22 protein-coding genes are annotated in these 22,924 nt (G+C 46.9%); 11 read left to right on the forward strand and 11 right to left on the reverse strand.

Features of this window, described 5'->3' with window-relative positions; genetic code table 11:
• Positions 1-48: 48 nt before the first annotated feature.
• Genes accC through aroQ form a run of 3 tightly spaced genes read right to left on the reverse strand, consistent with a single transcriptional unit; the run spans position 49 to position 2,340 of the window.
• On the reverse strand, positions 49-1,389 hold the full coding sequence (gene accC, locus Q0882_RS09375) for an acetyl-CoA carboxylase biotin carboxylase subunit (protein ID WP_299180638.1): 1,341 nt from the start codon (positions 1,387-1,389) through the stop codon (positions 49-51).
• Between the two features lie 32 nt (positions 1,390-1,421).
• Positions 1,422-1,862: an acetyl-CoA carboxylase biotin carboxyl carrier protein gene (gene accB, locus Q0882_RS09380; RefSeq protein ID WP_299180641.1), complete on the reverse strand. Its 441-nt coding sequence runs from the start codon at positions 1,860-1,862 to the stop codon at positions 1,422-1,424.
• A gap of 37 nt (positions 1,863-1,899) precedes the next feature.
• Entirely contained in the window at positions 1,900-2,340 is a 441-nt protein-coding gene (gene aroQ / locus Q0882_RS09385; protein ID WP_299180643.1) for a type II 3-dehydroquinate dehydratase, read from the reverse strand.
• Positions 2,341-2,648: 308 nt separating this feature from the next.
• Here aroQ and Q0882_RS09390 point away from each other — a divergent pair, with 308 nt between their 5' ends.
• Positions 2,649-3,419, forward strand: coding sequence for a ParA family protein (locus tag Q0882_RS09390; protein WP_299180645.1), 771 nt, complete (start codon positions 2,649-2,651; stop codon positions 3,417-3,419).
• Between the two features lie 247 nt (positions 3,420-3,666).
• On the opposite strand, the gene Q0882_RS09395 is transcribed toward Q0882_RS09390, so the two are convergent.
• The 3 genes from Q0882_RS09395 to Q0882_RS09405 all read right to left on the reverse strand — a co-directional run bounded on the left by Q0882_RS09395 (position 3,667) and on the right by Q0882_RS09405 (position 5,918).
• Positions 3,667-4,134 (reverse strand): hypothetical protein, encoded by a 468-nt coding sequence (locus Q0882_RS09395; RefSeq protein ID WP_299180648.1) that lies wholly within the window; start codon positions 4,132-4,134, stop codon positions 3,667-3,669.
• 143 nt (positions 4,135-4,277) lie between these two features.
• On the reverse strand, positions 4,278-4,811 hold the full coding sequence (ppa, locus tag Q0882_RS09400) for an inorganic diphosphatase (RefSeq protein ID WP_299180651.1): 534 nt from the start codon (positions 4,809-4,811) through the stop codon (positions 4,278-4,280).
• Between the two features lie 105 nt (positions 4,812-4,916).
• Positions 4,917-5,918, reverse strand: coding sequence for a class 1 fructose-bisphosphatase (locus Q0882_RS09405; RefSeq protein WP_299180654.1), 1,002 nt, complete (start codon positions 5,916-5,918; stop codon positions 4,917-4,919).
• A gap of 191 nt (positions 5,919-6,109) precedes the next feature.
• On the opposite strand from Q0882_RS09405, the gene mpl reads away from it, so the two are divergent.
• From mpl to Q0882_RS09430, 5 genes are all read left to right on the forward strand, one after another.
• A complete protein-coding gene (gene mpl, locus Q0882_RS09410) occupies positions 6,110-7,480 on the forward strand; it encodes a UDP-N-acetylmuramate:L-alanyl-gamma-D-glutamyl-meso-diaminopimelate ligase (protein WP_299180657.1) in 1,371 nt (456 codons plus the stop codon).
• 40 nt (positions 7,481-7,520) lie between these two features.
• Positions 7,521-8,132 carry a flavin prenyltransferase UbiX gene (locus Q0882_RS09415; protein WP_299180660.1) on the forward strand — a complete coding sequence of 204 codons (612 nt, stop codon included), beginning with the start codon at positions 7,521-7,523 and terminating at the stop codon, positions 8,130-8,132.
• Positions 8,133-8,224: 92 nt separating this feature from the next.
• Positions 8,225-8,908 carry a tRNA (adenosine(37)-N6)-threonylcarbamoyltransferase complex dimerization subunit type 1 TsaB gene (gene tsaB / locus Q0882_RS09420; RefSeq protein ID WP_299180663.1) on the forward strand — a complete coding sequence of 228 codons (684 nt, stop codon included), beginning with the start codon at positions 8,225-8,227 and terminating at the stop codon, positions 8,906-8,908.
• Positions 8,909-9,715, forward strand: coding sequence for an undecaprenyl-diphosphate phosphatase (locus tag Q0882_RS09425; RefSeq protein ID WP_299180666.1), 807 nt, complete (start codon positions 8,909-8,911; stop codon positions 9,713-9,715).
• Positions 9,716-9,733: 18 nt separating this feature from the next.
• Complete coding sequence (locus Q0882_RS09430) at positions 9,734-10,543, forward strand: class I SAM-dependent methyltransferase (protein WP_299180669.1); 810 nt, start codon at positions 9,734-9,736, stop codon at positions 10,541-10,543.
• 2 nt (positions 10,544-10,545) lie between these two features.
• On the opposite strand, the gene plsB is transcribed toward Q0882_RS09430, so the two are convergent.
• Together plsB and Q0882_RS09440 are read right to left on the reverse strand one after the other, a co-directional pair.
• Entirely contained in the window at positions 10,546-12,861 is a 2,316-nt protein-coding gene (gene plsB / locus Q0882_RS09435) for a glycerol-3-phosphate 1-O-acyltransferase PlsB (protein WP_299180672.1), read from the reverse strand.
• A 15-nt stretch (positions 12,862-12,876) separates the two neighbouring features.
• Positions 12,877-13,089, reverse strand: a complete 213-nt coding sequence (locus Q0882_RS09440; protein ID WP_299180674.1) for a SlyX family protein — start codon at positions 13,087-13,089, stop codon at positions 12,877-12,879.
• A 202-nt stretch (positions 13,090-13,291) separates the two neighbouring features.
• Here Q0882_RS09440 and Q0882_RS09445 point away from each other — a divergent pair, with 202 nt between their 5' ends.
• Positions 13,292-13,738 carry a cold-shock protein gene (locus Q0882_RS09445; protein WP_299180679.1) on the forward strand — a complete coding sequence of 149 codons (447 nt, stop codon included), beginning with the start codon at positions 13,292-13,294 and terminating at the stop codon, positions 13,736-13,738.
• Positions 13,739-13,782: 44 nt separating this feature from the next.
• Here Q0882_RS09445 and Q0882_RS09450 read toward each other — a convergent pair whose 3' ends face one another.
• Positions 13,783-14,397 carry a DsbA family protein gene (locus tag Q0882_RS09450; protein ID WP_299180682.1) on the reverse strand — a complete coding sequence of 205 codons (615 nt, stop codon included), beginning with the start codon at positions 14,395-14,397 and terminating at the stop codon, positions 13,783-13,785.
• A 104-nt stretch (positions 14,398-14,501) separates the two neighbouring features.
• On the opposite strand from Q0882_RS09450, the gene Q0882_RS09455 reads away from it, so the two are divergent.
• The 3 genes from Q0882_RS09455 to Q0882_RS09465 all read left to right on the forward strand — a co-directional run bounded on the left by Q0882_RS09455 (position 14,502) and on the right by Q0882_RS09465 (position 18,171).
• Positions 14,502-15,401 (forward strand): DMT family transporter, encoded by a 900-nt coding sequence (locus tag Q0882_RS09455; protein ID WP_299180685.1) that lies wholly within the window; start codon positions 14,502-14,504, stop codon positions 15,399-15,401.
• Positions 15,402-15,634: 233 nt separating this feature from the next.
• On the forward strand, positions 15,635-16,228 hold the full coding sequence (locus Q0882_RS09460) for a LemA family protein (protein ID WP_299180688.1): 594 nt from the start codon (positions 15,635-15,637) through the stop codon (positions 16,226-16,228).
• Positions 16,229-16,242: 14 nt separating this feature from the next.
• Positions 16,243-18,171, forward strand: a complete 1,929-nt coding sequence (locus Q0882_RS09465) for a M48 family metallopeptidase (protein ID WP_299180691.1) — start codon at positions 16,243-16,245, stop codon at positions 18,169-18,171.
• A 35-nt stretch (positions 18,172-18,206) separates the two neighbouring features.
• On the opposite strand, the gene folX is transcribed toward Q0882_RS09465, so the two are convergent.
• Complete coding sequence (gene folX, locus Q0882_RS09470; protein WP_299180694.1) at positions 18,207-18,575, reverse strand: dihydroneopterin triphosphate 2'-epimerase; 369 nt, start codon at positions 18,573-18,575, stop codon at positions 18,207-18,209.
• 258 nt (positions 18,576-18,833) lie between these two features.
• Here folX and Q0882_RS09475 point away from each other — a divergent pair, with 258 nt between their 5' ends.
• Positions 18,834-21,713: an EAL domain-containing protein gene (locus Q0882_RS09475; protein ID WP_299180696.1), complete on the forward strand. Its 2,880-nt coding sequence runs from the start codon at positions 18,834-18,836 to the stop codon at positions 21,711-21,713.
• A 39-nt stretch (positions 21,714-21,752) separates the two neighbouring features.
• On the opposite strand, the gene Q0882_RS09480 is transcribed toward Q0882_RS09475, so the two are convergent.
• Positions 21,753-22,772: a sensor domain-containing diguanylate cyclase gene (locus Q0882_RS09480; protein ID WP_299180698.1), complete on the reverse strand. Its 1,020-nt coding sequence runs from the start codon at positions 22,770-22,772 to the stop codon at positions 21,753-21,755.
• Positions 22,773-22,924: the final 152 nt, after the last annotated feature.

Consider the following 22,924-nt stretch of genomic DNA (forward strand, 5'->3'; position numbering starts at 1 on the left):
GCATAAAAAAACCCGCTGAGAGCGGGTTTTTGAGAATGGTCAGAGCACTTACAGGCCCAGTTTTTTCTCGAGGTAATGAATGTTGACTCCGCCTTCTTGGAATTTGGCGTCATTCATTATGTCCTGCTGAAGCGGGATATTGCTGCGGATACCATCCACGAGCATCTCGTCCAGTGCGATATTCATGCGACGCATGGCGATCTCTCGATCTTCACCATAACTGATCAGTTTGGCAATCAGTGAGTCATAGTGAGGGGGTACTGTATAGCCATTATACAGATGTGAATCCACGCGGATGCCGTTGCCACCCGGAGCATGAAAATGTTTGATCGTGCCTGGGCTTGGAAGGAATGTCTTAGGGTCTTCTGCATTAATACGGCACTCAAACGAGTGGCCTTGAACCTTAATGTCTTCCTGTTTCAGCGACAGGGGTAAACCGGATGCTATACGTAGCTGTTCTTTAACGATATCAACACCTGTAATCATCTCTGTTACAGGGTGCTCTACCTGAACGCGAGTGTTCATTTCGATGAAATAGAACCCGCCATTCTCGTATAGGAATTCAAATGTACCAGCGCCACGGTAGCCAATTTCGATACATGCATCAACGCATGCTTGTAGAACCTGAGCGCGTGCATCCTGGTCGAGATGAGGTGCTGGCGCTTCCTCAACGACTTTCTGATGACGACGCTGCATTGAGCAGTCGCGATCATACAGGTGTATTGCATTACCCTGGCCATCCGCCAGAACCTGCACTTCTACGTGGCGCGGGTTCTCGAGGAATTTCTCCATGTAAACAGTATCGTCACCAAAAGCAGCTGCTGCTTCAGATTGGGTTACATGGATAGAGTTAATAAGAGACGCTTCAGAGTGCACGACGCGCATGCCTCGTCCACCACCGCCAGCAGCAGCTTTGATGATTACAGGGTAACCAATACGTTTGGCAATGGCGCGAATCTCGTCGCTGTCATCAGACAGTGCACCATCTGAGCCTGGTACTGTAGGTACACCGGCTTTCTTCATGGCTTCAATGGCGGAAACTTTATCACCCATAAGGCGGATGGTTTCAGCTTTTGGGCCTATAAATGTAAATCCTGAGCGTTCAACCTGTTCTGCAAAGTCAGCATTTTCAGCCAGGAAACCATAGCCTGGGTGAATACCAACAGCATCAGTGACTTCAGCTGCACTGATAATTGAAGGGACGTTCAGATAACTTTGAGGTGATGGCGCCGGGCCAATACATACAGCTTCATCCGCGAGACGTACGTGCATCAGATCGCGATCTGCTGTGGAGTGGATAGCAACAGTTTTTATATCCAGCTCTTTACACGCGCGCAGAATGCGCAGTGCTATTTCACCTCGGTTAGCAATGACTACTTTATCGAGCATCGAATGGAGATCCTTGCTTATGCGTTAAAGGCTTAAACGATAGTGACCAGAGGTTGATCAAATTCAACAGGCTGACCATCTTCTGCCAGAATTGCTTCAACTACACCTGACTTGTCAGCTTCGATCTGGTTCATCATCTTCATCGCTTCGACAATGCAAAGTACGTCACCAGCTTTAACAGTCTGTCCTACCTCAACAAAAGCAGGAGAGCTTGGGGATGGTGAGCTGTAGAAGGTACCAACCATTGGCGATTTAACAACATGGCCAGTGAACTTAGGTGCTTCAGGCTCTGCTGCTGGTGCCGCTGCTGCTGCAACAGGAGCTGCCTGTGCTACAGGAGCCGCAACAGGGGCAGCGACAACATTTGCGCCACGGCTGATGCGTACAGACTCTTCGCCCTCTTTAATTTCAATTTCGTTGATGTTGGATTCTTCCAACAGCTCAATCAGTTTCTTGACTTTACGAATGTCCATTCTGATCTATGTCTCTCTAACTATCAGTAAAAAATTGTTATTTTGCGAGCCGCAAATTAGCCGCTTGCAAGGCAAATTCGTACCCTTGGGCACCGCAACCACAGATTACGCCAACTGCGATATCTGAAAGGAAGGAGTGGTGCCTGAACTTCTCCCGTGCATGCACGTTAGAAAGGTGAACTTCAATAAAAGGTATATCGACCCCCAGTAACGCATCACGAATAGCTACACTGGTGTGCGTGAACGCTGCGGGGTTGATAATAATAAAGTCTACGTTTTCATCCTGGGCTTGATGAATGCGTTCAATCAGGATGTATTCACGGTTGCTTTGACAATGAAGTAGTTCATGGCCCATACCGTGAGCCTTGGTGATTAAGTCCTGGCAAATATCGTTCAGGGTCTCGCGTCCATAAACTTCAGGTTCGCGCTTACCGAGAAGATTTAAGTTGGGGCCGTTTAAAAGCAGGATTTTTGCCATTACTATTTCCTGGACTCAGGTAGAACTACATAATTAGCCAGCATAGTTTGCCGTAGTCTTGTTGGGTTGTCTACAAGTTAGCAAGTTTTTGATGTTTTGCCACATTTTTGCCGAAATTACCTTCTAAATCCCTACTAAGAATGAATTTGCTATGAATAAATGCTGCTAAATTAAATTAGGTTAATCTAATATTGATTCTTTCGGCTATATTTGAGAGCAGTTAGCTACAGTATTATTGACGTTTGGCTCTGATTTATGGATATTGCAATGCGGTAATACGGTTTTTTTTGCTGTTAAGGGAAATGTTGATGATCAAGCGTGTTGTGTTTAATCAGAAGGGTGGTGTTGGGAAATCCAGTATCGCGATTAACCTGGCAGCGATTAGTGCCGCTCGGGGTAAGCGGACTTTGGTTGTTGATCTGGACCCGCAATGCAACTCCAGCCACTATCTGTTGGGAGAAAACTATCAGGAGGTTACTCCAGATATTCGTGATTTCTTTGAGCAGACCCTCACTTTCCAGTTGAAACCCAACGGACCAGAACATTTTATCCACCAGACAACCTATGAAAATCTTGATCTGTTACCTGCAAATGCAGAGCTAGGTGATCTGCAGTCAAAGCTAGAATCCAAGCATAAGATCTATAAATTGAGAGATGCTCTGGAAAAACTCAGTGATACTTATGATGTGGTGTATATCGATACACCGCCGGCGTTCAACTTTTTCACCCTTTCGGCACTGGTTGCTGCGGAACGTTGTCTAATACCGTTTGATTGTGATGAGTTTGCGCGTCAGGCGCTCTACAGTTTGTTGGCTAATGTTCATGAAACGCGTGAAGACCATAACGAAAACCTTCAGGTGGAGGGGATCGTGGTGAATCAGTATCAACCAAGAGCAAGTTTGCCGAAAAGAATTGTGCAGGAGCTATTGGATGACGACCTTCCGGTGCTGGAGTCTAAAATTTCATCATCCGTGAAAATGAAAGAATCTCACGATGATACCTGCCCGCTGATTCATATGGCGCCTAAACACAAGCTCACACTACAATTTATCGAGCTTTTTGAAGAGCTATCCCACTGAATAGTTTGTAGCTGGATGCGGTGGGGCGTTAGTTCTGCTCCTCTGTCCCCTCGGGCTTGCGCAAGCTAAGGATCCAGATGATAAGTAGCGGAATGCTTATCGCTAAAATAATGACTTCAGCCATACGTGGTCCTGTTTATTATTTTGATATTGATTCTAATATTTCCAGAAGGAAGCGCAAAAGAAATATTTTCACGTATGAGAGGGGCTAGGTGATGGCTGCTGCAGTGCAGCAGCCGGGCGGTTTCTAGCAAGATTTTTTGTTAGTATCCTTCGAATTGCATGCCAGAGATCCTGGTGCAACTACCGCGCTACCAATCATAAGCTGACCTTTATGATCGCCAACAAATAGCTGAGTGGTTGTTCTTTTTCCTTTGTTACTGATATAGACAATATTCAGCTTGCCAGAGGGCTTCAGGTTTAACTGATAAGTTTTTCCATCCTGAACGTAAGAGGGCGTGATATCCCCATGTATAGGTTCAATGTAGATGCGTCTGATCTGGCGGCCTTTAAAGCCGGATTTGATGAACTTTTGTAGTGAACGGCGTGATTCCCGATCGACCCCTTCCCAGTTGATAAGTTTATACAACCCCTGTGCATCTCTGCTGGCAAAGGAGTTAAGGTATTTCTGCACAAGCAAGCTGTTTGGGTCTGCTATTGCTGTGCTTGAGATCAGGAATGTAAAAATAGTGATCAGTAGTTTGCGAAGGATCATTCGTCCACCTCTGTTGAAAAATTTCCTGAGACAGCTGGATTAAGTATATCTGTTTTGTCTCATGTAGGAAGTGGGACAGGCAAAAAAAAGATATAAAAAAACCCCGCCTTGGCGAGGTTTTTGAAGCCATTAACGGGGAGTCGTTATTTAGCTTCTTCGTATGCTTTGACGCCAGCAACAATTGCTTCTTTTGCAGCAGCTGCATTGCCCCAGCCTTCAACTTTAACCCATTTGCCCTCTTCAAGGCCTTTGTAGTTTTCGAAGAAGTGTTTAATACGATCCAGTTCAAGCTGTGGAAGATCTTCGATATCGTTTACGTCACGGTACGCTTTAGTTAACTTGTCATGCGGTACAGCAACCAGTTTAGCATCTTCACCTGCTTCATCTGTCATATTCAGAACGCCAACTGGGCGGCAGCGAATAACAGAGCCAGCAATCACAGGGTAAGGCGTTAGTACCAGTACATCCAGTGCATCGCCATCGTCAGCGAGAGTGTTGTTGATATAACCGTAGTTCGCTGGGTAGAACATTGGTGCAGCCATGAAACGGTCTACAAAGATCGCGTCTTCTTCTTTCTCGATCTCATATTTTACCGGAGAGCTTTCCGCCGGAATTTCAATGATTACGTACAGATCGTTTGGCAGGTCTTTACCCGCTGGTACTTGTGCGAAGCCCATGTTTGTCTTCCTGTAAGCAGTTTTTTAAAAGGTTATATCCAAAGTCTGAGGATTATGTCTCAGACTTTGTCTGTAATGAATACTACTTAAAGCTGAAACTGATAATTAAGTGTTCAGTTGTGCAGCGCGACCATCACTGGATTCAGAGTGGTACGTGATTAGCGTTTCAACTTCATTCTTAGAGCCCAGTGCTACAGAGCAGCGCTGATGGATATGCTGTGGCTCCAGGTCCAGGATGTTTTTATAGCAGGTGCTTGAGATACCACCTGCCTGTTCAATCAGCATGCTCATTGGGTTGCCTTCGTACATCAGACGAAGTTTCCCCGGTTTGCTTGAATCACGGCTGTCCCATGGGTAGCTGAATATGCCGCCGCGAGTAAGAACGCGATGTACCTCAGCAACCATCGAAGCGATCCAGCGCATGTTGTAATTCTTCTCGCGAACTCCTTCGCTGCCCTGGAGAAGATCGCCTACATAGTTGCGCATCTCATCTTCCCAGAAGCGATGGTTGGACATGTTGATTGCAAACTCTTTTGTATCCGTCGGGATGCTGATCTGCTCACGGGTCAGTATAAAGTCACCCGTATGAGCCAATGTAAAGAAGTTAACACCGCTGCCAGTGGTCAGTGCCAGAACGGATGATTGCCCGTAGAGTACATAGCCTGCTGCGATCTGTTTTCGGCCGCACTGGAGATAAGCTTCATCTTTGCTGGGGTCCATGCCTTCAGGCAGTTCCAGAATAGAGAAAATAGTGCCGACAGAAACGTTGATGTCGATATTGGAGGATCCATCAAGTGGATCAAAAATAACCAGATATTTGCCTTCTGGATTTCCACCAACTGGGTGATCTTCCTCTTCAGACGCTAACCCAGCTACAAGTGGGTTATCGAGTAAGAACTTTTTCAGAAGGTCATTAGCGATAACATCCATCTTTTTCTGGGTCTCGCCCTGAACATTGGTGTTATCGGTTGACCCCAGAACTCCAGCTAATTCACCTTCACGAAGCTGGATCGCAACTTCCTTACAGGCAAGCATTAAAGTGCCAATCAAATCGACGAGTGTGTCTTCGGTTTCCTGTTGTTTCAGGAACTGGCTCAGCAGAAGCATTCTTGTATTTTCTCTCAAATAGAGTGGTTGGAAAGTTGGGCGTGAATTTTACGTGAAACTTATGTGAATTGCATTGGTTGTGGCTAAAAATCGTACCCCCTAAATGATGGGTGCTACCGTATTCGATTGAAGCGCTCACTCATCTGGTAAAACTGCTATGATGTGGCCTGCTTTGGAGAGGAGTTTATTTGGTGCATATTCATATACTTGGGATCTGTGGGACCTTTATGGGGTCGCTTGCTATTCTGGCGAAGCAGTTAGGGCATAAGGTGACAGGGTCTGATAAAAATGTTTATCCGCCCATGAGTACTCAGCTGGAAGCGCAGGGGATTGAATTAATTCAGGGATATGATGTTGAGCAGTTTTCCCCAGAGCCTGATCTGGTGGTCATCGGCAATGCGATGTCACGTGGAAACCCCGCTGTGGAATATGTCCTGAATAAAGGCCTGAAATATACCTCAGGTCCGCAGTGGCTGTCTGATCATCTGTTACATGATAAATGGGTTCTGGCAGTGGCCGGCACTCACGGGAAAACGACAACCTCAACGATGTTAGCCTGGATATTGGATCATACCGGTATGCAGCCGGGGTTTCTGATCGGCGGTGTTCCCCTTGATTTTGGCGTTTCAGCAAGGGTAGGGGAGTCGCCATTCTTTGTGATCGAAGCTGACGAGTATGATACGGCCTTTTTTGATAAGCGCTCTAAGTTTGTTCATTACCATCCACGCACACTGATTATGAATAACCTTGAATATGATCATGCGGATATCTTTCCTGATCTGGCCGCGATTCAGCGTCAGTTTCATCATGTGGTCAGAATCGTACCGCAGACCGGCCAGATTATTTATCCACAGGGAGAGCGCGCTCTGGATGAGGTGGTAGAGATGGGGGTCTGGTCAGAGATCTCTCGGACTGCTATCGATCAGAATTGTGGCGATTGGCAAGCATCTCTTATTCAGGAAGATGGTAGACAGTATGAAGTCTGGTTCCAGGGAGAGCTACAGGGGTATGTGAGTTGGGGGATGACCGGAAAGCATAATGTTAAGAACGGGTTGGCTGCGATCGCTGCATCCAGGCATGTGGGGGTCAGACCTGTCCACGCAATAGAGGCGCTGAACGCTTTTGGTGGTGTTAAACGTCGTATGGAGCTTTTAGATACAGTTGCAGGTATTCATGTTTATGATGATTTTGCTCATCACCCGACTGCGATTGAAACGACATTGCAGGGTATCCGGGCTCAGGTCGGAGATGAGCCGGTGATAGCGGTTATCGAGCCTCGTTCAAATACCATGCGACTAGGTACGCATCAGGCTTTATTAGCGCAATCTGTTCGCGAAGCGGATCATGTGTATTGGTATCAGCCAGAGGGAATGGACTGGTCGCTGCAGAGTGTGGCAGATGATAGCCCGATTCCCGCGATGGTCTATTCTGATACAGAGGCGCTGATCGAGGAGTTAGATCAGACGCTTACCTCAGCTTGTCATGTGGTTATTATGAGTAATGGCGGCTTTGAGGGGGTTCATCATCGTTTGATTGAAAAGCTCAAAGAGAGCCGTATTTAATCGATCTAACACAACTTTCCAGTATTAAGTAGGCCCAAGCGTGCAAGAACGAATTAGCTTAGCGATCACCGGTGCCTCAGGCGTGCAATATGGTCTGCGGTTATTACAATGCCTGCTGGCAGCCGATAGGCAGGTATTTGTGATGATATCCAGGGCTGCACAGGTGGTGATCAATACAGAAACGGATCTGAAGATACCAGGCACACCCTCTGAGCAGGAGAAGTTTTTAATTGAACACTTTTCAGCAAAACCGCATCAGATAAAAGTTTTCGGACGAGAGCAGTGGATGGCTCCGGTCGCTTCGGGTTCTGGTGCACCCACTAAAATGGTGGTCTGTCCCTGCAGTACAGGTACCTTATCCGCTGTTGCCACAGGTGCAAGTAATAATCTGATTGAGAGGGCAGCGGATGTTGCTCTTAAAGAGCGAAGGCAGCTGATATTAGTGCCGCGGGAAGCTCCCTATTCAGAGATCCATCTGGAGCATATGTTGAAACTGACCCGTATGGGGAGTGTGATCATTCCGGCCAGTCCCGGGTTCTATAACCGTCCTGAAACGGTGGAAGAGATGGTTGATTTCGTTGTTGCAAGGATACTGAATCAGCTTGATATCGAACAGTCGCTGTTACCTCGCTGGGGTGATGCGTTGATTTAGATGAAATCATGCCGCCTCAGAGGTAGAATGCCCAGCCTGTGCCTTTGCATAGACTGGCATGTAACTATTTATTGATTTAAGCGATCTGATTAATGACCAAAATTCTGGCCCTCGATACCTCAACTGATGCCTGCTCTGTTGCGCTTTGTGTAGATGGGGAGATTCGAGAGGATTTTCGTATCATTCCGCGCCAGCATACACAGCAGCTACTGCCAATGGTTGAGCAGTTGCTGGCTGAATCTGGTGTTACTGTTTCCCAGCTGGATGCGATCGCTTTTGGCCGTGGCCCGGGCTCATTTGCCGGAATAAGAATTGCGACGGGCGTGACTCAGGGGTTGGCCTATGCGGCGGATCTGCCTGTGTTGCCGATATCAACGTTGGATGCATTAGCGCTGGCCGCTATGGAGAAGCAGGGCGCGGAATCTGTTGTTGCGGCACTGGATGCCAGAATGGATGAGATCTACGTAGCTAGCTACACCTTCCCCGCGGGTAAACTGGTAAGAGAGTTGGAAGAGAAGGTCTGTGCGCCTTCTGAATTGGAATTAGCGGGAGAACGCTATTTTGCTGTGGGAAGTGGCTGGCGCTATCTGGAGGATATGCCTTCAGATATCAGGCTACGGCTCGAAGTGGCATCTGAACTCTATTACCCCTCTGCCGCAGTGATGTTAAAGATTGCACAGGATGAGTTTTTGCTCAGTGGCGGAGTTAGTGCAGAACAAGCTTTGCCGGTGTATCTGAGAGATGAAGTGGCCTGGAAGAAAAAGGATCAGCAGTAGATGGAACTATTTCAGGTCATTATTCTGGCCTTGCTTCAGGGATTGACGGAATTTCTTCCAATCAGTAGCTCCGCACACCTTATTTTGCCCTCTCAGCTATTGGGCTGGCCCGATCAGGGCTTGGCATTTGATGTCGGGGTGCATGTAGGTACCTTGCTGGCGGTGGTGCTGTTTTTTCGTCATGACCTTGCTCAATTGTTTAGCGCATGGTGCAAAAGTACGTCAGGCCAACACTCACAGGATTCCAAACTGGCATGGTTGGGGGTTCTGGCTACGATCCCGGCCCTGATAACCGGCTTTCTGCTAAATGAGTTTATCGATCAGAACCTACGTTCTATTTTAGTCATAGCCGGGACAACGCTGATTTTTGGTGCGCTACTCTGTTGGGCTGATCTGTTTCGAAGGGAGGAGCGCAATTTAGGCACCCTAAACTTTAAAGATGCACTGGTTATTGGCTGTGCTCAGGCGATGGCTCTTATTCCAGGGACCTCCAGAAGCGGGATAACGATAACAGCAGCGTTGATGCTGGGGTTGGATCGGCAATCGGCTGCACGTTTCTCTTTTCTGCTCTCAGTGCCGGTCATTCTTGGAGCTGGCCTGATTAAAACACTCGATCTTATCTCCTTGGGAGATAGCGCGCCTTGGACAATGGTGGCATTGGGTACTGTCATTGCGGGGATCAGTGCTTACAGTTGCATTCACCTGTTTCTGAAATGGCTGGATAAAATTGGTATGCAGCCTTTTGTTATCTATCGTCTGTTGTTAGGTGTTTTTCTACTGGGAATTTGGTTTACAGCCGCTCAGTGATCTATAGAGATTTCATGTATGTCAGGTCCAGATAATACGTCTGAAAGCACACTTATTGCGGTTGTGGCAATGGATGACTCAGTCACTGATCAGGCTGCTCTGTTGGCAGGTCGTCTGGAGCTTCCGCTCCAGCCCGTCTCGCAAGCTCAGTGTTACGCTCTTGTTATTGAAGTATCTGAGGATGGTATCCGTCTGCAACCGTGCGGGAAAAAAGCACCCGGACCGACCTATGTTGATTTTATCTCCGGGGCGGTAGCCCATCGTCGCCAATATGGTGGTGGAAAGGGGCAGATGATCGCCAAGGCGATAGGTATGAAAGGAGGTATTAAACCTAGTGTGCTGGATGCGACCGCTGGTTTAGGTAAAGATGCCTTTGTTCTTGCCTCGCTGGGATGCGAAATGACACTGCTTGAGCGTTCACCCATAGTTCATGCACTGCTACAGGATGGGCTTGAGCGGGCGGCTCAGGTAGAGGAAGTTTCTGATATAGTTCAACGCATGACTCTGGTTCAAGCCAACAGTATTGAGTGGATGTTGCAGCAGGCTGAAAGAGGAGAGAGATACCCGGTTGTATATCTGGATCCAATGTTTCCTCATAACGACAAGAGTGCTCTGGTAAAAAAAGAGATGCGTGCTTTTCGCCCGGTGGTCGGTGATGATCTGGATGCTGATCAACTACTTGATGCTGCATTATCTATTGCAGAAAACCGGGTGGTTGTTAAACGCCCGCGCAAAGCGCCATTCCTCGCCGAGCGTAAGCCCTCTTTACAATTTGAGGGTAAATCCAGTCGCTATGATGTCTATCCCCTTAAGAAACTTGAGGCCTGACCTCACACTCGCTGTAGTTTCTGATCGATTAAAGTAATCATGTGGGGGCGTAATATCTTTTCTGCCTGCTTGAACATGGCGGTGTAATCGAAGCTGCAGTGAATTCGCTTATCGATGCTGTGAATGAATCCCAGTGTCTCTAGCTGAGTGATAAACGAATCCAGCACTCGTTCATCTTTATACTCCGGAGTTGAATAGCCATACTCGCGATGGATCTGTTCTGCTAACTGTTGACTGATAGCGATCAGGTCATTCTGGCCGACCTCCTCATGACGAGCTAATACTCTTAAGACGATATAGTACCTGAGCAAAATCGGCTCAGCGGTCATGATCAACGTGTTAACGAGGCGGTTGTTGGTAGTTTTCCAGCTCTGTGAGCCAGTCGATTCAAGGAGATTGTGACTGACCAGAGACTCGCGTATATGCCGTAGGTTTTCTGTCAGGGAGCTCTCTTGGTAGGGCAGAAACAACTCCGCTTTCAGAAATGGGTAGATAAGCCGGAGATTGCGGTTGATAGTTTGTGTTTTTTTGCTCTCTAAACGGTGGGCAAGTAACAGATACATTGCCGGCAGAATAAGCATGTGCTGAATATTATTCCTGTAAAAACATAGCTCCTGAGCCTGGGCCTGATCCACTTCTACCAGATTCATCCTGACGGAGAGTTGGCCCATCGCACCCGCTTCCTGAATCCAGTCAGATGGCTTTCCTTCGGGCACTAATCCTGCGTCGGGGTGCGTACTCTGCAGTAGTCTCAGGAGGCGGTTACTCTGATCACTGAGTTCGACCATCGATTGCAACTGGCTGCCCCCCAATAAACAGGTGGCGAGAAGGCTGCTTTGGGTAATCCCGCTTGCTTTATTGATACCGCTCATCACGTTTTGTGCTATCTGGATTACATCCTCATGCAATGGCCTTTGCGGATCAGTCAGTTCTTCCAACAGAAGGGGATCTCCAAAGCTGAGGAGAGTGGAGCCGAACTTTTGATTAATAATATTGAGGGAAGCCAGAAAGCTCTTGGTTGATTCTGCTCTCTTCTTTGTGCCAGAAAGTTCTTGCTGGTAGCTTTTGCTCTCAACTAATCGGTCGTAACCGATCCAGATAGGGATAAGTGCTATAGGTTTAGGGCTGCCCTCACGGAAGGATTCAATACTCATCGAAAGTAGTCCGGTCTTGGCCGGTAGTAATCGTCCGGTACGACTTCGCCCGCCCTCAATGAAATATTCTAATGAGTGCCCTCTATGCGTCATCTGCTCAAGATAGGTTTTATAGAGGCAGGCATAGAGTGGGTCGCCCTGAAACCTCCTCCGCATAAAAATGGCACCGCCACGTTTCAGAATAGGGCCGATCACAGGAATGTTCAGGTTCTCCCCGGCTGCAACGTGCGGAATCATGAGTCCCTGGCGGTACAGAGCCCAGGACAGTAAGAGGTAGTCCATATGGCTGCGGTGGCAGGGGAGGTAGATAACCTGATGACTCTTGGTGATCTGTTTAACTGCGTCGAGGTTGTGGATTCGCACCTGGTCGTAGAGCCTGCTCCAGAGCCAGTTCAGCACAGGATCAATGAGTCGTGCGGTTGTCGGGCTGAAATTTGCCGCAATTTTATCCAGTGTTTTGGTGCAGTGACGCTCAATTTTGTGTCGACTGGTGCCTGTGGATTTCGCCTGTTCATCTATCGCCTGTTGGACTGCCGGATTATTAAGCACCAGTGTGATTAATGTGCGGCGATGAGAAAGGTCTGGGCCGATGATCGATTGTCGCAGGATATTAAAATGTTTACGTAACACCAGGGCTGCTTTACGTGAGATCGCTTCCGTTGGCATCTCTTCGGATAATAGCGGGGCAAGCTGAAGGGGCTTGTCTATCTGAATAAGTGTCTGCCGCCCATTTACCAAAAGCTGTAAGGCGCTGCCAATGGGGCCTGCCCTATGCCAGGTTTCAGCGTAAAGGATATTCAGCCAGGATTTTTCCCGGTGAGGCAGCCGGCCGTGGAAGATCGCTACAGGAACGATCTGGATATTCAGGCGCTTATTGCTTTTTTGTGCGTCAATCAGCTCAGAAAGATCCTCTCGTAAAGGGGATTCTCCCTGTGAGTTTGCGAATAATAGCTGTTCCTCTGAGAGTGTACGATGCTGATCTTTTAGCAGGCCCCGTAGTAACAGTTTATGACTCCGCCTGTTGCTCTCCAGAATATAGTAAACCTTGCTATTCTGATCGTTTTCAGGGAACAGATATTGAGGGTTTAAGATCTGGGGGCGGGTTACTAATTTGATAAATAGTTGCCCGCAGTTATTTAAGCTTCGCTCAAACAGGGAAATCATAATCCGTTATGTACCTTAGTAGTGAGGAGGAGGGGGCTCATCTCCGGGTGCTGAAGAGGGAAGCTCTAATGTAAGATTCTTGAGTTGCTGATTCATCAGCTTGATCATGCGCTTTAACTGTTCAATTTCGATCTCTTGTGAAGAGACCGCCACGTTGAGCTTTTCAAGCGTGTCCTCCTGAAATGCGACCCGTGATTCCAACTCAATGATGCGCTCTTGATCGTTCATTACTACGTCCGGTTGATCCGTTGTCATAAGATTTAGCATAGTTTACCAGAGGCGGATATTAAACGAATGTTCCTTTATTATCTGTTTATAAATATAAGCTATTGAAAAAAATCACAAAATTCGATATACCTCTGTCACTGGTGGGAATTTTTATTCTTCCACCAATACAAGTGCTTTTAATATGATAATTGACAATAAATAAATGAGGGTTAATCAGTTGATTCGTAGTCTGATTGTGAGTGCTATCGCAGCTATTTTAGTTCCTGTTCTGTTAGGTTCGGTAGCAGGTGTTGAAGTTGAGTTATCTAATATCGCTGCCTTGGCAGTTGTGTTTGTTGTGACATTTGCTGCATCTTTCTTTGCCGCGTCGGGTAACAACGCTCAAGCGGAAGCTTCAGTTGTTAACGGAGCTGAAGAGGAATATATCGACGAGAATGATGATCGTGAACAGGGTACTGTAAAGTGGTTCAACGTATCTAAAGGGTTCGGATTCATTACTCGTGGTGAAGATGATGATGTTTTTGTTCACTTCCGTAATATCCGTGGTCGGGGTCATCGATCACTGGCGGAAGGGCAGAAAGTTCGTTTTCACGTTCGAGAAAGTGATAAAGGCCTTCAGGCCGAAGACGTATCGGTTGTTCGAGACTGATCACCAAATGGCGGGGTTGTGATGCAACCTCGCCACAATAGCTTTTACTCTTTTTTCAACTCCTCCACTCTCCTTAATAACTCTCTGGCATCGCAATACCCTAACGACACTGGCCGTATTCCGTGATTATTCTGAAAAAACAGCGAAGGAAATCCATGCGCCCCTAGTTTGCGGGCCGTCATGATCTCTGTTTCGAGCTGTTGATCTGTTATTGAAAGGCTTAACTCCTGCGAAAAAAGAGTTGAAGAGAGCCCAATCTGTTGGGCTAGTTGCAGTAGAACCCTAGTATCGGAAGGGTTCAGGGCCTGGCGATAGTATGCGTTCTGGATAGCGTTAACCATCTGCTCACCTCTGCCTGTTTTAAGTCGCTCTGCCGTGATGACTGCTCTGCATGCTGGGTAGCTATTGCGTTGCGGGGTATTCTGAGTCCAGAAATCAAAATTAAAATCAGTCCCTGTCTGATTTTGAATCTGGCGCCAGATGCTGATGATTTTTTCTTGCATCTCGGTGCTCATCGGTTGGTCTGTATCAGGGGCCAATCCTCCCATGATCAAGCGCCAGTTATGCTCAGGGTAATGTTTCTTCAAAACCTCAATTGAGGGTCTAAAGGCCCAGCACCAGCTGCACATTGGATCCATGATGTAGATGAATGTAGACATTTCACACTCTGTAATTAGGGAAAATATATTGGAGATCGATAATTTTCATATTCTGGTATTACTGATATCTTGCGCCTGATTTAGTTCCTTTCGAGTTGGTATTGATGGTTAAAAATCAAAAACAGGCTGTCATGTTTGCGATGGCTGCTGTGTTGATGTGGTCTACAGTAGCTACGGCATTTAAATTAGCACTTCAGGAGATGGCGCCGGTACAGCTTCTTTTTTACGCAGCGCTTGTCAGTTGGTTGTTCTTAGGTGGACTCCTGTGGCTTAAGGGGCAATATTGCCAAGCCTTGACCGCTTTTACTCAAAATCGGATCTACTACATAAAGATAGGCGTATTGAATCCCTGCTTGTATTACCTGATTTTATTTCAGGCCTACGACCTGCTTCCGGCACAGCAGGCACAAGCACTCAACTACACTTGGGCGATTATGCTGAGTGTACTTGCGGTACCTATGTTAGGGCAGCGTTTATATTCCAAGGATATGATCGCTTCGGGTATGGCTTATTTTGGGGTATTGGTGATCTGCACCCGGGGAGAGTTAGGTGAGCTAAACTTCGACAGTCCTACCGGGGTATTGCTCGCTTTGCTAAGTACAGTGGTATGGGCTTTATACTGGATCTTGAATACCCGCAACACAGATCCCCCCGTCACGGCACTCTTTCTCTGTTTCTCGATCAGTCTTCCACTTATCAGTGTGGTGCTTTTCTGGCAAGGATTGTGGGCACTACCCTCGATAAAGGGAGGGCTCTTATCAGCCTATGTAGGCCTGTTTGAAATGGGGATTACATTTATATTTTGGTTAATGGCGATGAAGAGGGCAGAGAATGTGGCGGCCGTCAGTAATCTGATCTTCATCTCTCCATTTCTCTCGTTAGTCATTATTCAGTATTTTCTGGGTGAAAAGGTGGAGATCGCCACGGTTGCGGGTCTACTCATGATCATTGTGGGACTTCTTATCCAGAAGGTTGGTCGCTCAGATCGTTCTGTTCAATCATAACGAACAGATTGTTCACAAGTACCTGTCAGATCCCAACTGCTGAGTACCCTGTGCTGATCGGGAACGATGAGGATAAATATTTACTCAGTAAAAAAGCAGTGGTGTTAAATCTGGTGATTACTCTGACCCTATGGGGGAGGAGAGTTTTAAAGTGGTGATTTCTGCACTATAGTCGCGTAAGCGATCCTTTAAAATTCTCTCCGCATCAGGCGGCTTCACTTAAGGAGTAGGTGATGGAAGTTGGAACGATTATCTTTTTAGTGCTCGTACTGGGCGCTATCTTCTACGTTGTAAGTATTTATAACACTCTGGTTAAACTGAAGAATCGTCATCAAAATGCATTCTCGCAGATTGAGGTTCAGCTAAAACGCCGTTACGACCTGATTCCGAATCTGGTGGAGGTTGCAAAGGGGTATATGAAACATGAGCGGGAAACCTTGGAAGCGGTGATTCAGGCGCGAAATGAAGCTGCAGCGCTACTTAAAGGTGCAGCGGCTACGCTTAGTGATGATGCCATACAGCAGCTGTCGGGTGCTGAAAATGCCCTCCAGAGCGCGTTGGGCCGGATGAATATCGTGATGGAGGATTATCCGGATCTGAAAGCAAACGAAAATATGATGCAGCTATCTGAAGAGCTAACAACGACAGAGAATCGGGTTGCGTTCTCACGTCAGGCTTTTAATGATGCGGTTACAGAATATAACACCTATCGCCAATCCTTCCCTCCGGTATTCTTCGCTGCCATGTTTGGTCATCCTAAGGATGCCTCACTGCTTGAATTTGAAGATAGTGAGCAGATTCAGGCTGCGCCTAAAATTAGCTTCTGATAGGCGCTATTCATATGGATTTCTTTACCCAGCAGGATAAGGCCAGGCGTAACACAGGCTGGCTGGTAGTTCTCTTTATTCTGGCTGTTCTGGGGCTCATCTTTCTGACAAATCTGCTGATAGGCGTCGTTGTCTGGTTTATGACTCAGGAGGAAACCATGCAGCGGGGAGTGAGTGTTATCGCTCAAACAGATACCCGAACCGTGGCATCGCTATTTTCATGGCATACGTTTGGTTTGATTAGCCTCGGTGTAGCTGGCGCAGTGAGCTGCGCGATAGTTTATAAGTGGGTGCAGCTCTCTTCAGGAGGTAAAGCGGTAGCAGAAGCGTTGGGTGGCATAAGGATATCACCGGATACTGCAGATGCAGATCAACGTCAGGTTCTGAATGTGGTTGAAGAGATGGCTTTAGCATCAGGGATGCCCGTTCCTGCCGTTTTTTTGTTAGCTGATGAACCTGGAATTAATGCATTTGCAGCAGGGAATTCGCCTTCCGATGCTGTTATTGGTGTGACTCAGGGATGTATTCAGCATTTCAAACGGGATGAGCTCCAAGGGGTGATCGCTCATGAATTCAGTCATATCCTCAACGGTGATATGCGCCTTAATCTGCGTCTTGTCGCTCTGCTACATGGCATTGTATTTATCGGTCTGGTCGGTGAGTCTATGGCTCGTTCTGGGAGGCATCGCCGGTCAGATGGAAGGGTTGCCCTGTTAGGGATCGCCCTGATGGTGGTGGGGTGGCTGGGCACCTTTTTTGGAAATTTGATCAAGGCTGCGGTTAGTCGTCAGCGCGAGTTCTTGGCCGATGCCAGTGCGGTCCAGTTCACCCGTAATCCTGATGGAATCAGTAATGCACTCAAGTTAATTGGCGGGTATAAACCGGGAAGTGGGATTATCAGCTCCAATAGTAGTGAGGTCAGCCATCTCTTTTTTGGGCAGGCATTACATAAACTGAGTGGATTGCACGCCACCCATCCACCGCTGGTGGATCGTATTCTCAGGATCGACCCGGATTGGGATGGGAATTATCTTTTCAGGGGTGCCGAAACCCGGGAGTTAAAACAGCAGGCTGATGTCGAAAAGCAACAGAAACGTGAGCGGTTTAAGCAGACAGTGATTGCTGGTGCTTCAGTGTCTGCAGGTGTTGATCTGGCTGCTCCAGAGATGCCTGTTGATCTGGATGAAGTGAGGGATGAGATCGATGCAATTCCTTCGCTATTGGCTGAGAATGCAAAGGAACCATTGGGCGCGATTGCGATCTGTTATGGGCTGTTACTGCATGAGGAACCCTCTTTAAAGAGCGATCAAGCTGAGAGTATTGCTGAGAGTGGTTTCGCAGGTCTTACCGGATTGGTTGAAAGGGTAGAGAAAGAGATCGCATTGTTGCCGAACGAGCTGAGGCTTACCCTGATTGAATTACTCCTGCCTGCCCTAAAATGTATGTCCGATGCACAGTACAAACAGTTTAAACGGACGTTGATGAAGTTAATTCGGGCGGATCAGAAAACGGACCTGTTTGAGTGGTGTTTATATCAGGTGGTACGGCACTATTTGGCGGGTGAATTTGAGCCGAATTTATCCACGAAGCCCACCTTTAAAGAACCGGGACAAGTGAGTCAGGAGTACCAGTTAGTCCTCTCCGTGTTGGCGTATCATGGACATGCAGAAAGAGAGGATGCAGAGAGGGCGTTTAACCGTGGTGCAGGGGCTGCCGGTTTATACAATATTCGTTTGCTGGAGCAGGAGGAGTGTGATCTCAATGAATTTATGCAAGCGGTGATCACGCTCGGAGGGGCTTATCCGTTATTAAAACCCCGATTGATTAACGGATTTAGAAAATGTATCGCTCATGACAATAAGGTCACACACCAGGAGCGTGAGATCGTGACCAGTATCGCAGCGGTGATGGATAGCCCTGTACCAGTATTGGAAGGGTTGTAATTGGCTGAACGGTTGCAGGGGATTATTAACAAGTCTTACCTGTCTTTTTTCCACTCCAAAGAGAGAGAGACTGAATCTGCAAACCGCAGGGCGTGGGGTTTGTCGATCGTCACTTTGGCATAAACTGTCCAGGGGTGATGTGTACAGATCTCCAATACATCACTGACCAGCTTTTCTAGCAGGAGGAAACGCCCCTCCTCAACATGCTTGATAATCTCTTTGGTAATCGTTTTATAGTTCAGTGTCTTCTCAATATTATCGTCGGCAAACGCCTGATTGGCAGGGTATTGAATCTCAATATTGATCACTACGTCTTGCTGCTTTTCCATCTCATCGGGGTTGAAACCGATAAAGGTTCGCAATCGTAGATTGGTGATATTGATAATCGCGTTGCTCAATGACATAGACCTGTTCCCTGCAGCGATGGATTGTTTCTTATTGTTGAAAGTTTATGAGTTCAACCCGAATCAAGATACCTTTTTTAATGCTTCTGTCTATAAAAAGAGTACGTGTGAAGGCTATAAGGTCTTGTAGTGCTCTATGGGGCGATCACTCTCAAAAGAATGATATCTATCAGAAAAGTGGCTTTTTGATCGGTTACTCCTTAACTTCCATAGCGGTGTGCTGCTAGTCTTAGCGTAGTCTTCTATAAAGAGATTGCTATGGGCGAAATTAAAACAAACCGACTGTTCTTATTCTTGGTCTGGGGTGTCTTTTCTCTACTGATCATTACGTTGGTTAGTGTCTATGGCTATTTTACCTACAGCGAACATGCTCGCTTTAACTCTCACCTTAAAGAATTTAGTGCACAGGTTCTTGAACAGCAGAAAGCGAGAATTAAAACGGAAGCTGAAAATGCTGCTGAGTTCGTAGAGAAAAAGTTTCTTGACGCAGAAGCTCAGTTGAAAGCTCAGGCTAAGTTTGAGGTGGAGCGTGCTCTTCTGGTTGTGAAAACGCTCTATCACCAAAATAAAGGGAAGATGTCAGAGGGCGAACTGAAGCAATTGATCGTTGAAACCCTTCGACCGATCCGTTTTTTCTCTGGTCGCGGTTATCTGTTTATTGATGATCTGGATGGAAATTCAGTATTACTCCCCACTAAACCTGAATATGAAGGGAAGTCCTTTCTGGAGGATGAGCGCACTAACAGCTACCGGGTGATGAAAAAAATTCTTAAGGTGACCGATTCACTCGATAGAAAAGGGTATATCGAATATGAGTGGCCGACCCCCCAGGACCCAGAAAGAACTCACACCAAAATTACCTACCTGGATGTTTTTGAACCGTTTAACTGGGTGATCGGTACGGGGGATTATCTACATGCTTTCCGCAATGACTTTAAGCCCGATCTGCTACAAACCATTGATCAAATTCGATTCGGCGACAGAGGCTATATTGCTGTTGTCAAAAATGACGGAACTCTACTGAAAAGCTTCGGTGCACGTCATCTGGAGGGAATGCACTTAAGTAAGATGCCCGAAAATGCAGCTGCTGCCATTAAGAGTATTATTGAGAAGAGCCGGGGTGGCGCAGGCTTTGTACAATATGATTGGCTCTATCCCGATAGCATCGATCTACTTCCCAAAACATCCTATGTCAGACCTCTTCCTTATACAGGATGGATTTTGGTTTCAGGTATCTATTCGCACAAACTGGAACAGTTGGTTAGAGCACGGAAAGTGCAGATGAACGAACAGTTTGAGAACAGCTTGATGAAGCTAGCTGTTTCGTTTGTCTTTCTCGGTGTGCTAGCAATTATCTCAGCGTATATGTTTACACGTTGGCTCAGTTACCGCTTTCATGAGTACCATCAGGAGATAACTGAGCGTCAGGTGCAACTCCAAAGCCGTACAGAAAAGCTAGAGCTAAATGAGCGAATCGTTGAAAGTGCCTCAGAAGGGATGATGGTCACTGATTCCAAGAATAATATCATTCATGTCAATAAAGCCTTTTGCGATATCACAGGGTATACATATGACGAAGCGATCGGCAAGAAGAGTTCCATGCTCTCTTCAGGGCTCCATGATCAGGATTTCTATCGAGAGATGTGGAAGGTTATTGAGTCAAAAGGGCGGTGGGCTGGTGAGGTTTGGAATCGTCGTAAAGATGGCAGCGTCTATCCCCAATGGCTGAGGATCAACACCAATAAGAGAGATGATGGCAGTGTTCTGAATTACATTGGCACATTAAGTGATATTACTCAGAGGAAGCAGGATCAGGCGCAGTTGAGTTACCTGTCGGAGTTTGATCCGCTGACTGACCTACCCAATAAGCAGTTTTTGACTCAACGATTATTGCAGGCGTTTGCTCACATCGGCCGACATCCGAAAGAGCAGTTGGCGGTTTTGATTATCGACCTTGATCATTTCAAAAAAATTAATGATTCTCTGGGACATGATTGTGGTGATCAGGTATTGGTCGAGATGGCGCACCGATTACGTAGCTGTGTGCGTGAATCAGATACGCTGGGGAGGATCAGTGGTGATGAGTTTGTCGTTATCCTGGAACCGTGTGAACGTATCGCTTCCATTGTGACCCAGATGGCGTTTCGTATTATGGATCATCTGTCAGAATCAATTGAGATCAACGATACAGAGGTTTTTCTGACATCGAGTATCGGTGTTGCTGTGGGGCCCGATGACGGTAATACAGCGGATGATATCTTTAAGCATGCAGATATCGCTCTTCATCATGCGAAGAAAAATGGCCGCAACAACTTCCAGTTTTTTACCAGCCAGATGAATGCCAGTGCGGTACAGAGGCTTAAGCTGGAAAATATGATCAACATAGCATTGAGCAATAGTGAATTCCGTCTCTATTACCAACCCCAGTACTGCACAGAATCGGGAGAGATGCTGAGTGTAGAAGCGCTGATTCGTTGGCCGCACTCTAATGGTGAGGTTATCTCTCCTGCTAAATTTATTCCCTTGGCGGAAGAGACAGGGCAGATTCGAGCGATCGGACAGTGGGTGGTTAATGAGGTCTGTCGCCAGGCTTCGGAGTGGGGTGCTCAGGGTATCAACTTGCCTATCTCAATGAATGTTTCGGCGGTGCAGTTGAGCTCGAAAGGGTTTATTCGGTTATTAAGCACAGCTTTAGAGGAGTATCAATTGAGCTCGGAGAGGGTTGTAGTTGAGATAACCGAAACGGCAATAATGGATAATTTCGAGATGACCCTGCAGCGCTTAAATCAAATCCAGAGCCTGGGTTTGAAAATATCACTGGATGATTTCGGCACAGGGTTCTCCAGTTTGTCCCTGTTAAAAAGCTCTCCAGTCAATGAGTTAAAAATCGACCGCAGTTTTGTGAGTGGCTTACCTGATAGTTCTGATGATCTATCGATCTGTTCCTCCATCATCTCTGTTGCCCATAATATGGGGTTAGAGGTTGTAGCTGAAGGGGTTGAAACCGATGTGCAGCTTACTCTGCTCAAAGAACTTGGATGCGATAAAATTCAGGGCTATATCTACTCCCCGGCGGTACCTGCCGATCAGATTATTCCACTGATGCAGGAGAAGGTTAGTGTGATTCAAAATGTCTGACAGTTCTGTCCAGAAACGGTAAATCTTGAGTTTAAGCGCTTAGGATACTGTGAACAGCTGCACATTATTGCGGTTTTTCCCTTTGGCCTGATAAAGAGCCTGATCCATCCTGGCAAAGATGCTGTCGCCACTGTCATCCGGTATATATTTAGTGACACCAAAGCTACAGGTGAGCTGGATCTTTTCTTCTAATATCTGATTGGCAATGCTAAACCGAAGCCGTTCCGCCATCTCCAGAGCGGTTTCAGATTCTGTATTCGGTAGGATGATGGCGAACTCCTCGCCTCCCCATCGGGCGATCAGGTCACTTTCCCGGATCAATCGCTTCAGTGTTTGTGCAACCTGAAGGAGAACTTTGTCACCCGTCGTGTGCCCGTACTGATCATTAACTTCCTTGAAAAAATCCAGATCGGCGAGAATGACACACATAGGTTGTGAATAGCGCTTCGCCCGCTTGATCTCAATATCGAGTAGTTGCTCAAACATTCTGCGGTTAAATATACCGGTTAGCGGATCCCGACTGGCGATGTATTCGATCTCATCGACCTTTTCAGCCAGTTTTCTGTTTAGCAGTTCAAGTTCCTGAGTTCTTTCCTCGATGATCTGCTCCAGATTCTCAAACTCACCTTTTAAGATACGGCTCTGATTGTGTAACTGGGCTTGTGTTACCTTGAGGTCATCAATATTAGTGTGCGCACCAATCATTCTAATGGGGTCGCCTTGAGGTGTACGTTCTACAATCTGTCCTGAGTCTTCTATCCACAAAGGGGAACCATCGTATTTTATGCAGCGATATTGAATGCAGTAACGATCGGATTGGCCGTTCACATAGGCTTCAAAGTGTTGCATAACCCTTTGAAGGTCTTCGGGATGAATGACACGCTCCCAGGTAAGAACATCCTGATTCAGACCATTAACAGGATAACCCAGCATTGTGTACCAGCCAGGGCTTCTGGCCACGTGCCCCGTCACTATATTCCAGTCCCAGACCCCTTCGGAGATGATATCAAGGATATAGTCGAGGGTTGTTAAATGAACGGCTGAGTCTTCCTTAACCATTGAACGCAAGCTCCCTGCGCGGTAATTTTTTTATTATCTATTCAAAAATAGCAAGGGGAGGGGAAAAATCCAGTGACAAATTAAGCCATTAGCCAGTATTAAAATAATTCACTCAGGGTTAGCTCTGTTGGGAATTTCACAATTACCTGATG

It is taken from the genome of uncultured Neptuniibacter sp. (assembly GCF_947498015.1).
In the GTDB taxonomy this organism is placed as follows: Bacteria; Pseudomonadota; Gammaproteobacteria; order Pseudomonadales; family Balneatricaceae; genus Neptuniibacter.